We start from the raw sequence: 12,563 nt of genomic DNA on the forward strand, positions 1-12,563 counted from the left end.
TCACCATACCTGATACCATGGCTCATACGCATTACTTAATTTTTGTATTTGTCCGCTGGACAAAGTAGCTTCTACATCCCTCCAATCATCGCCCACACCAAGCCCATAATAGCTCATAAAATTTTTAGTCACATTATACTTGTGTTCCAAACCAATAACATGACCATATTCATGTTGGAACACTCGCTTAAATAAAGCTCCACTCATTTTTACTTTGCTAGGATTAAATCTAATTGAGTCAAATCCTGAATTATAGTGCGCTGTTCCTACATCAGGATCTGAAGCAATAAAGACCTCAAACGATTTATCCGTTACCAGAACATTTTTAATCTCAAGAAAATCATTTTCAGAGACCATCTGATCCATATATTCTACTGCCTTTGTACAAATAGTCATTTCATTAGGATTACAACCAAAGCGTATCTCCCCAGATAACTTTCCATCAATGAGCTCAAGCCCATATCCAGTATCTTCTGCAATATCATAGGGGCCATCAGGTATAGGATGCCCGTTACGATCAAGTTCTATCTCGATAGCTTTAACAGAACCTTTAGCTAGGATGATTTGAAGAGCCGCAGTCACAGCTCCATTTGCAAATTTTCCGCCAGAAAGTCTTGATATAGTTCCGCCAACAATGATCCCAACAACAAAATTATCAGTAGGAAAAAGTCCATTGGCAAAGGCTCCTAGTCCAGACGATGCGAAACCATGACCAAACTCCCCGCCTTGTAATTCTGAAGTAATTCCACCTAAAAGCCCTAAAACTGCTCCTTTAATCGCAAGCACTTGGTTGGCAGTAACACTAGCACCGACTCCAGCCTGCCCAACGCTGGCAAAAGCTGCAGCTGAAACCCCCTGGATCAATCCATTTTGGAAAGCCTCACCGAAACTAGCCCCTTGTAAAAGCGCGTCAACAAAGCCTGCTGCCGCCATAACCGCCATAACAACCCAGACAGCCTTCACCTTCATTACAGCTAAGGCAAATGCTGCAATCAAGGTAACAGAGTAGCCACTCGGATCGGTTGCATTTAACGGATTGTTCCACACATAAGCGTAGCGATTATGCGACTGACTATAATCAGGCGCCTGTACAAGCGGATCGGCTTGCAGAAACCTGGCTAGACGTGGGTCATAGACTCGACCATTCATATGAATTAAGCCAACCTGATCCAGCATTTCATGGCCAGTATAGCCACGTGTGGTCAACCCGGTTGCAAAGCCAGTCAGTTGTTTATCCAGCAGAACGCTCCAATCCAGCGCATTGCGGCGCTGCCCCCAGGCATCAAAACTAAATACTTGCTGGTTGCCATTTGTGTCTGTCGCGATTTCGCCATTTACGCTAGTAATCACATCTAGGGAACCCAGGTGATCCTTGTGCATATACTGGCTTCGGCGTTCACCTTTCTTCACCGTGATTAACGCTCCTCCAGGGAGATAGCGTTTGATCTCTGTAGTTTCACCACGTGTGACTTTTTCCACATTGCCTATATAGCGGGTCTCGCTGACTTGGCCATTGCTGGCGGTATCCTTGCGGAAATAGCGCTTGCGCTCAGGTCCATACAGGAACTCGGTTTTGTGTCCGTCTTTAGTGATTTCTGAAGGTTTATCAAATGTCGTGTACTTGAGCAGTCTGCCGCTGGAGTCACTTTCCATACTACCGTTTAGGTCATATTGATAACTCACACCGTCACTGGTCTCACACAAAGCATGGGGACCAAACCCTTTGCTACATTGGCTACCATAGCGATACTCGCCCACATCAGATTTATAAGTGATATTACCCAGGTCGTCATAGCGCATTACCAGCGCTTCACGCCCCTGAATCTGTGCGGTCTCCAGGCGATTCAAGCCATCGTAGGTAAAATCCTCGCGCAGATTCTTATCACCACTGCGGTCCTCGCGATACTCCAAGTTGCCCAACAAGTCCCAGTGATAGCTCAAGTCCTGAACATCAGTGACCCCTTGAATACCGCTGGCCTGCGCTTGCTGTGTCAGCAGGCGACCAGTGGCAGGTTCAAAGTGTTTATAAGTGATGACCCCATTACCAGTTTTATACTCGGTGACATTGCCCCGGGCATCCATCTTCAGTACAGAATAGAACTCCTCAGCAGTTGCCAAGTTCAATTTCTCCGCATCAACCACTTTCTCCAGATAACCATACTGATTGTATTTATGCTGGATAGCACTGCTTTGCCAGCTGCCATCGCCACCGGCGTCAAATACCTGGAAGGGGCGGCCATATTGATCGTAATTACTTTTTTCATAGTGATTATCCCCTTCGGCAAAACTGGTCATGGTTTCGCTGGGGCGGCCAAAATCATCATAGCCATGGATTTTGATATAACCGGAATCAACCGCTACCACTTCGCGAAGGGCTGCGGGCGGAGTACCGTATTGGTCCCTCGTCAGCCCATTGTTATAACCCCAGAGAGTGGTTTCTACAATTTCACTCTCACTATTGTAATCGCTGCGCTCTTCCAGACGACCGGCACGATCATATTGATTTTCCACTCTTTGTCCCTTGGCATCAGTCTGCTTAACCATCTCGCCAAAGGCGTTATAACGATAGCGCCACTGGCCTTTATCAGGGTCAGACATCATTATCTTACGACCAAGTAAATCGTATTCCATCTCTGTTATAAGATTACGGGAACCATCACCACGGTTAATTACAAACCTCAGGTTGCCCTGAGCATCGTATTTAAACTCCTGCACATTACCCAGATTATCTTCAACCCGTATCTTATCTCCCAGTGCATTAACAGTTTCCAAATGCACTTGCCCTTTGGGATTAGTGGCGGTTGTAGTATAGCCAGAGTAAACGATTAACATATCACGTCCGCTGCCATTAATACCTTCAATGCCAGGCAGGTCAGTACCTATTACTCTGCCGATCAGGTCGTAGTATTGAGTTGTCCAATAGGAACTTTGATCAGCTCGGTACGGCTCAGACTTATGTTTTACACGTCCATAGCTATCGTATTCAGTGTCCACATAATTCCAATTGCCATCAAATGCTCGAGATGCCTTACGTATCTCACGGGTAAGTACATCAAAACAAGTTATGCTCTCTATACCCCCCGATATATTCTCAACCATCTGATAGATCGTACCCGCAGCACAATGACTGCCGGGGTGATCAAGCAAGGCTACTTTACCGGCCCCGGTCTCAGTGTATTCAAGCACCTTTCGCCCAAAGACATCGTAACCGATGGATGCCCGTACCCCGGCCGTATCTTCAATTAAGGTTGCCTGGCCATATTGATCGCGCTCAAGAACCTGGCTCACGGTCTGGCCGTAACTATTTTCTTCACGATCAACAAAACGGCCTCTTGGATCATAAATCCAGCGCTGCAGACGCGATTTATCCAGATCAGCAAACTGTTCTACTGAGACTTTATTGCCAAAGTGATCATAATCATAGAACGTACGCAGCCGTAATTCACCATCCACCAAGTTCAGGCCGCCATTTTCAGGCTCTAGTATCTCTTCTTTCAGAAGGCCGGCTTTGTTACCGGTTTGATAATAAGTAAAAGCACTTTTACGCTCAGCCAACTCCTCTATCCCATCTTGCTTGCGAGAATGAATAACTCTCGTCAACGTCAAACGACCCAACTCGGTATAGCTTGAGAAGTTATGATCGGAGTTGCTAAAGGAAACACGCTCTCCTGTTCCATATTCATTAATGGTTTCTGTAGCGAAACTATCCCCGTTCGGTGTTTCAGTAACTACGTATACACGCGTGGTATTACCATCCAGATCCTGCTCTGTCTTACTGGTGATAGTTTTCAGTAAGTTACCTTGAACCTCTCCATTGACGGTCAAGTCATAGGCTTTTTCGACACTCTCCCAAACATAGGGCTGTAAAGGTCCTAGTGAAGAAGTGCCCTGAGACCTCGCCTTTTCAGACCATTCAGATTGCCATCCCTTAAGAGCCCAATAATTACCAGACTCACTCAGTAATTTACCTGAGGCAGTACGCTGTTCGGTCCTCAACGGCAATCCATTGAATGGAAAGTCTTGGCGATAAGTTGTAGTAGTAGCAACACCTGTTTGTTCATCCAAGGTGCGGATTTTTTCAAAGCCCAGGTAGCCACGCCCTCCTGCCTGTAAGCGCGCGCGACCATAGAAATAGCTCACCCCAACTAGTGCATCACTGTTTACCGACCCTGGGTACTCAGCTGCTGCGGGCGCACTACTTTGAACTCGTGTTACTAAGAATTGAGTAGTGTATACATCTAAAATCGGGCTTGTCTTGCCCAAAGTCTGATAACTGATATTGTCTACTGTTTCAAACTTGCGCCAATCTTCATTGATTGAGTTATAGAGGCTATAGTACGAAGGTTCTTTATACTCCAGGCACCAGCTTTCAATACCGCTATCACCATTGGCTACCTTGGCACAGTATGTATCCATTGCCGAGCCAAACCCTGGCCGCGCAAAATGTCCAGAAGAGGAGGTGGAGCCATAACTGATTATAGTTTCAGTACCCAAACCATTTGTGATTTTCTCAATCACATTGGGAGCTACTTTCCTATCTCCCGCCTTATATACGGATAGATGATCGCCATGGAATTCCAAATAATCAGTCTGGCCGTCACCGTCCATATCCACAAAAGTGTCTCCTCCACCTTTGCGACTGGAAATTACTGTGCGGAAATGCTCTTCTTCGCCAAAGGACTGTGTACGCGCCTGCCAGCGACGGAAGACTAGTTTTTCCAGTTCTCCATCCTGCTTTCGCCATAACATATCCAGATCACCATCTAGTTCATAGTCGAACCAGTTCAGGTGTACGTTATCCGGAAAAGCCCCCAGAGAAACGTCATCCAGGAAACCATCTCCAGTATTTATACGGTAGCGATATTTATTACCTTCTCTTTCCCGGGTAATAATATCAACCAAGCCATCGCTGTTAATATCAACCGTTTGTAAGGACTCTTTGAGTGTTCCGTGGCGTTCTAATACCGTGGCAGCATAGTCTCTGCTGTCACCTTTAAAGCCATCGACCTGCATGAAGTCGAGCAGTTTTTCCTTAGCAATTAATTTATTGCCTTGAACTTGCATTAAATATGCTTTGGTATGCTGCTTATCTAAATCTGGTTTTGATAACTCAATTGGATAAGGGTTTAGTGGATCTCTATCCCACCACACCTTGCTATCAACCAAAACCAAATCAACTTGGCCATCATGATTAAAATCGCCAATTGCTTGTGGATCTAAATATTGGAAAGCACTTTCGTCGTCACTGTCTATATGACCCCAAGACTCTAAACCACTGATGGTCCAGGGGTTAACCTTACCAAATTGGTAAAAATCACTAGAAACCGGAGTAGCATCTGGTCTCTTTTCTAATAGCTGATAACCAGTTGCCGAAACAGCATCTACTAAACCATCGCCATTAATATCAACGAAACGTGTATCTTCTTTTGTGATGGGCAACTCTTTCAGTGTTGCTGCAGAAGATGTGCTAATAGACCATGTGCCATCACTAGGGTTAGGGATCGATTTGTGCACTACCCATACGCCACGCTCGCGAACATAAACGACCAAGTCCGCACGACCATCCGCATTATAGTCAATCATGCTCCAGGAATAAGGTACACGCACATCTTCCTGATACCTGAATACAAGTTGCTCGGAATCAAAACCATCCCCATTCGCCAATACATACTTAAAGTACTGGTCATGAATCCTCTCATCATCATCCCAATCAGTCTCTACCCAGATCAAGTCTAAAAGACCATCACCATTGATATCTGCGGGACGCGGAGCCAGATTAGCCCGATCAAGCTGGCGACTTAGTCCCACCCCGGAATCGGCATTTACTGCAAGGAAAGCCGCTGGCAAGCGCCACTTAAATACGGTATCAGGACGACAACTATCAGCTACACATTCCCGAATACGCTCAACTCTACTTAAATGGTCGTACCCTGTATTGAGGTAATCGAGTTCGTAACGTCGAAGAACAGTGTAATCTTCACCGAGGACCTTAATTTCTGTCATACGTTTTTTGGTAGACAGGAAGGCCCCGGCGGAATAACCATTAATTACATCCATCCGATCTTCATATTCAAAAGTCACCCGTGCAGCGGCATTTCCACTATCACCATAGGCATATTGAATTTCCCGGATGCGGTGGCCACCTTCTTGGGTGTAGATATAATTAATTTCATTGCCGGCACTATCTTCGAAGCTGCTTAACATCCAGTTCAGGGTGCCATATCCGGAAAACGCCAGCTGCGATTTATTGCCATCACCGTAATAGCTAATGGATCCATCTTTTCTTTCAACGGTGAAGAAGTCTGGCTTACCACGAGACCCACCGTGAGCTGTAACTAACGCAAAGCTATCTACCTCGGTACGATACTGTGACCCAGAGTCACCATAATGGCCATTACTTACCAATAGCAACCGTTGTCCATCCAGGCAAAAACGGTCCCCCTCACCCCAAGTAATGGCTTCGCCTTTGCCGTCGCGTCCAGTTGTTTGTCGGCAACGGCTTATCCCCGATAAGCCACTTAAGGTCCACCCTTTACCCATAATGCCATTGCCCGCTGTGCTGGTATAAGCCAACGCAAGTTCAGGTGTTACCCCTGCGGTTCCAGGCGGCAAACTCAGTGGTATTGAATATGTTGCGGCTCCAGCTTCATTTACGCGAAATTCACCAGGTAAAGCGCCAATAGATTCAGAGATGCTGAGATCCCCCAAATTCACTTGTGGGGCCTCGGCAGGTGCCGGGGGTTTTTCTGTTATACCGTTATAACAACCTGCCTGACAGGGGCTAATACTTTCCATAAAAGCTTGACCATTAGGTTTTCCGTCTTCATCTGGATCATCCTCCCAACCGTAGTCGGTATGGCCAAAGAAAAGGATTTCCCACCAATCGGGCAAATTATCGCCATCACAATCGCGGGTGTATTCATCGCCGGTATTACAAGTTGTTACTGCCCAACTGAAGTCCTGGTCATACAAATAATCAAAAGCAAGTCTAAGTAGACTATTCGTTGAAGCGGTATATTCCAGGGACTGAGTGAACAGTAAAGCTACATTAGCTCTCGCATAGCCTCCATCTAAAAGGCCGATCAACGCCGCACGACTGTACGTATCCCCACCGACGGAGATATCAGGATAGCCCTGCCCTGGGAAAATCCGCTCATACAACGTATCGACGAAGTCACTATTACTTAAAGTTGAGGAAAAATTTATGCGCCCGGTGTCAGACTCAAGAAATGCCCGAGCTATATCTGCGTCGCTAACTAGGCCTGCTACGCGCTGATAAGTCCAGAAAGTAAGAACCTTTCGATTTAATGCTAATGGAGGCTGCAATAAACCACGATAAAGTCGGGCTATCGATTGAAATTCGGGCTCCATTGAGGGCTCTGGAATCCAGTTTCCAATTTCCCCCCACAACAAGGAATCATCTACGCTTTCCCATACCAATTTGCCCGGTCCGCGGTTTTTTCGAGATATAGCATGAACTTGATTACTTTCTACCGTAGTAAAATAGAGAATATCATTACCAGCTAATACAGGCGTTTCAGCAATCCCTCCATCGGCTGGGTAAGTCCACTTCACTGCGCCTTCAATAGGATCTACGGCGTAGAGATTTCTATCCATTGAACCAAAATAGAGCGTTCGATCTTCATCTAATATCGCAGAAGAAACAATCTCTCCACCAGTCTTTAACCTCCACTTTTCTACAGCATGAGGGGTAACTGCATAGAAATGATGATCGAGTGACCCTACATAGATGGTCCCATCAATGCTATCTACCCTAGGACTAGCCTTGATAACCCCATCTGTTGCAAAACGCCAAGACACAGCGCCGCTATTCTTCGTATCCAGGGCATAGAGTTGGTTTTCTGCTCCCACATAGAGAGTGGAGCCATCCATGCTTAATGCAGGAGTAGACTGGGTTTCACCTATTATTTCTGTAGCTCGATCTCCGTAAAGGGTAATACCACCCTGAGCACTATTCGGATTGGTAACTGTAATACGGACCCCTAATTCAAATAGGGCATCATAAATCGCTGCTTGCTTGCTTATCGGAAACTCGATTTCAGTTGAATTTGCCTGAACAGCCTCAGAAAATCGCAGTGATTTTTTAGTACTTGGACTATGAATTGCCTTGAGACTTATAGATGATTCAGGATCAAAACCTGAACCCGATAAACGGATGCATCCTCCGTCACACGATAGAGCAGCAGTATTCAAATAGGGAGGTAAAACCGTAACATTAACTATCTCACCAGGAGTGCTGCATCCCAGTGCATTGCATGCTAGAACCTGGTAGCTATAGTTTCCGGGCTGCTTATTCGAAGCCGTGTAATTTGTAGTTAAGCTGCTTGTAGGTAGAGTACTCCACTTAGAACTGCTCTCTACCCCTCCAGTTTTCTCTTGTAACTTATAGAATTCAGGTTTCACGCCATCGAGTGAAGAATTGTAGGGATTCCAAGTTAATTTGTAATTACCAGTAAATAACTGAGCGCCTTTATCCGGGTTGGCAACAAGTCCTTTGGGTGCGTTGGGCTTTTCCCTAACCACAGTAATTGAAACTTCTGGGCTAGGTTTTTCACTACAGCCAACACTATTGCAAGCAAAAACCCGGTAGCGATAATCTCCCGCTCTTTGATCAAATATTTCATGTCCAGGTACTTTATTATTTGTATAAGTCGTATCCGGGACAAAATCAGCATTTACGCCGACTTCAAGTTTTTCCACCTTGTAGGTCACCTCGCCTACAGCATCCCAGGCAAGCTCAAAATCGCCAGTTATGTTGACACGCGAAGAATTAACTAAATTTAAATAGGAGGGAGCAGGTGGTGGGGCCTTTGGGGAGACTTTTACACTTATATTATTTGATTTCTTTTCAAGACCTTCATTATCAGTGACTTTCGCATAGATAGAATATGTACCGGCGGAATTCGTGCTCCATTGAACCTGATAAGGAGAAGTCGAATCCGTTTTATAAGGTGCCCCCCCGACATAGAAGACAACGGATTTAACGCTACCATCCGGGTCAGAAGCATTAGCACTCAAAGTAACACTTTCGCCCTCGATTATAGTACTCGGTGATGCACTAACACTAACTGTAGGCTGTTGGTTATTTGAAAGTTTGATAATTCCTGGAGCAACCAGCTCGGTCTTTCCATTGATCTTATCAATAGCTTCTACCCAGACCTGGATGTTTTTTATTTGATCTTCATCTTCAAGAGATGGGAGAGTCCAGTTTTTTCTGTAACACCCATCGCACTGGTTCATTTCAGGAACATTTGTTGCCGTTTCACCATCACCGATAAGTCTTTTTATTCCATCGCTATAGCTATAGTAGAAGGTAACTTTTGAAATACCATCGCGATCAGAAGACTGAGCATATAATGTTAAATTGCTTTTTGGCCTAAAAGCATTCTGCATTGGAAAAGCGAGAAACTTTAACTGCGGAAGGTCATTTTTTCGCACGGTCACAGATGCAAAATCAGTAAGCCCACTACACTGATTTAACTTATTACACGCCTGCAACCGATAATAATATGTACCTACCGGTTTATTTTTAAATGGATGATTACTTGCTTTGTTACTTGAGAGAGAAACCGACTTTAGTTTAGTTTTACTATTAACACCTTCCCAAAGTTCAATTTTTGAGGTATTTGATGGATACGTCCAATATATACTATATTCACCATTTGCCGCCTCATCCTGATTTGGTAGATTTTTAAATACTGGCTTACTTATAGGGTCAGATACTGTAGCAGTCTTAGTTTGAATAAGTTTCTTTGTTGTGTAATAGGTGGCGAAACATCTTCTTGAACTTACAAGCGCACTGGCCATTGGTACTCCGAGCATTAAGTTTGGAGTACCACCAAGATCATAATTTATCACACCACCACAAGGATATTCTTCTTCTCCGATTTTTTGGGAATAATCATATCTAACCTTCCACGAACCAGCCTCAGCTACTTTTAATGAATACACATTACTCGCTGTTCTAGTTGCTAAACTATCGAGAGTTCCCTTGTACTTACCATCATGATAAACAGTTAGATTGTGTATAACCGCAACACAATTTCCACTACAGGGTTCCGAATAATAATTTACTCTCACTTCCAGATCACCCGTCTTACTTGTAGACGGAGAGACGGTAAGATAACTAGACCATGCCCCCTGTGAATACGCTCCCAATGTAAGCACGAGCAAAGAAAAGTAGACTTTCAACATCCTTACTGAAAAACCTATAAGAAATTTCATTAACATCGTTTTGCGTTCTTATTCCACTGGGAGATTCGCTAGCATATAAACATATACCAGCGAAATTATTTATTATCGGGATACGATTATTCGGTAGAAGAAATATCGTTAATTCGATGGAGAACTTATATCGCTCTCCCAAAGGAGAGGAGCACCACTATTAGTACCATCGTTTGGTTCAAGTATTATCTGCTGGGTATCGTCTGACTGACTTCCATTCTCAGGTTTCACGCGAACAGCAAATATCTTGTGACTATTACTATGGATGTAAAGTATTTCATCATTACTGGTTAGCATGGGTGTTGCACTAATAGTTTCACCCTCTGGAAGTTTAAAGCTCCAAATCAAAGTCCCATTTTCGGTATTGAAACCTAAGATAGTGCCATTATAAGTGGCAACATATAAAATACTTTTGGTTTGGTTTAATACAGGACTGGCAACAACACCGGCTTGAGTCATCTCATCCCAAAGTACTTCCTTTTTAGAGCTTAACGCCAAAACTCTACCCCCAGAAGCACTGTTAGTTCCGATATATACTGTGCTATCGGAAACAGCTGCTTTATTCATCACAATACCAACATCTTCCATCACCCAGGCAAGATTGCCACTAGAGGTGAATCGGTAGTAGTTTCCGTCAAATGCACCAAGGAAAACACCACCATCATCAGTTAGAGTGAGGGAAGAACTGACAGCCTCACCAATTTGATCTAGAGGTGAAATTCCCCATTGATTTTCTCGCTTATCGGAAACAATAGAGATCTCCACTTGAGAGCTTTTGGTTCCCCCCGGGCCTATTGCCTTCAGGGTGTAAGTAGTCGCAGCCTGTGGAGAAACTCTTGCAGTTCCAATTAATGGTAAGCGGTTTATCGTAGTATCATCAGCACTATTTCTTAATACAACACTTGTTGCACCACTAACGGACCAACTGAGGCCTGCACTATCTCCAGCCCTAGAAATTTGTTCAGGTAGCGTTGAAAATGATTGGATAATTACCGCCGGGTAACTGTGGCGACTATAAGGGTTACTGCCAGCTTCTAGCTCAATAACATCTACAATACCATCTGAATCTGAATCAATTTGTGATGCCCCACACCCCGAGCCATCTACAGTTTCACTTAGAGGGGTATTTGAACAATAATCTTCATGATTAGGTATTCCGTCTTCATCAGTGTCCAATGCTATTGATATAGCAGCACTAGCAAGCTTACTGTCACCACGTAAAAGGTGCGCATCTAGACGATGCCAACCCTCTAGCAAAGGCTGTGAGAGCTCACAAGTTCCTAACGCAGTAACATCATCAAAGTTACAACTTCCTGTATCTACACCATCTACCAATATAGAGAGGTGAGCGCCAGCAGTGCTCTCTGAAATATTTGCACGTAGACGGACAGAAGGCTTGCCACTTTTTACTAGGGATTTATGTGCGGGAGATTCAAATGTAAGCCCATCCTCAATTGCACTATCCAAAGGTTGAGGCTCTTCAATAACAACTGCCGGAGAAGAGGACAGAAGCATATTTATCGCTGGAAGAATTTGTAAGAACTCGTCAACATTGGAGACTCCATCACCATCGCTATCCAGCTGAATAGGGGAGCATCCATTAAGATTTACTTTTTCTTTTTCTACTGTATTTCCACACTGATCCAGGTGATCAGGGATTCCATCTTCATCTAAATCAACCGCTACAGATATACTTGCTTGAGCGACAAGAGAATTACCACTGTAAAGAAGCGCCGAAACCTCTTGCCAACCATTATCTAGACTCACGGATAGCGTGCAGTAAGCTATACCACTAGACTTCTCAAAGGTGCATACATTTGTAGGCAAGGATTTATCCCCAAAAACAACGGATAAATCATCAAGATCACCAGCGTTTTCAAGCCTTAACTTAAATACAGGAAATCGGCTAGATACATATTCATCATCACTTGGTGAATCAAAGACAAGGCTGGCACTGTCTTCTGCAAGCGTCGAGGCTGCCAAAATAGGGAGTACAAAAAACAGGGAAACTCGAACGGAAAAAGCCCCAAATAACCTCAGGACTTTAGAAGAGAGCACAACCATTGTTAAATCCTTATCATGGCCGAACCTCCGTTTTTGGAGGGGAATTTATCCAATTCCTATCCCTTAGCCATGAAATACAACAAAATCGAGACGTAAATTTTTCGGGAAATTACCATACGCCTTAATCTTGTTCAAGCCCAGATATTTTTTAACCATTACAAGCACCCTAAACAAGGGGTGTTTTCACGCTCTGAGCCTCCCAAAATCGTCCCCTCCTTGCTAAGAAATATTCATCAGAATGTAAATATAAAAGC

General features: G+C 44.3%; 2 protein-coding genes. Both read right to left on the reverse strand.

Annotation, left to right across the window (positions count from 1 at the left end):
- Entirely contained in the window at window positions 1–9,465 is a 9,465-nt protein-coding gene (locus ACJJIY_RS00700) for an RHS repeat-associated core domain-containing protein (RefSeq protein ID WP_445358897.1), read from the reverse strand.
- Between the two features lie 888 nt (window positions 9,466–10,353).
- On the reverse strand, window positions 10,354–12,309 hold the full coding sequence (locus ACJJIY_RS00705) for a BamB-related PQQ repeat family beta-propellar protein (protein ID WP_445358898.1): 1,956 nt from the start codon (window positions 12,307–12,309) through the stop codon (window positions 10,354–10,356).
- Window positions 12,310–12,563 lie beyond the last annotated feature (254 nt).

It is taken from the genome of Microbulbifer maximicatervae (SeqCode) (genome assembly GCF_052468155.1).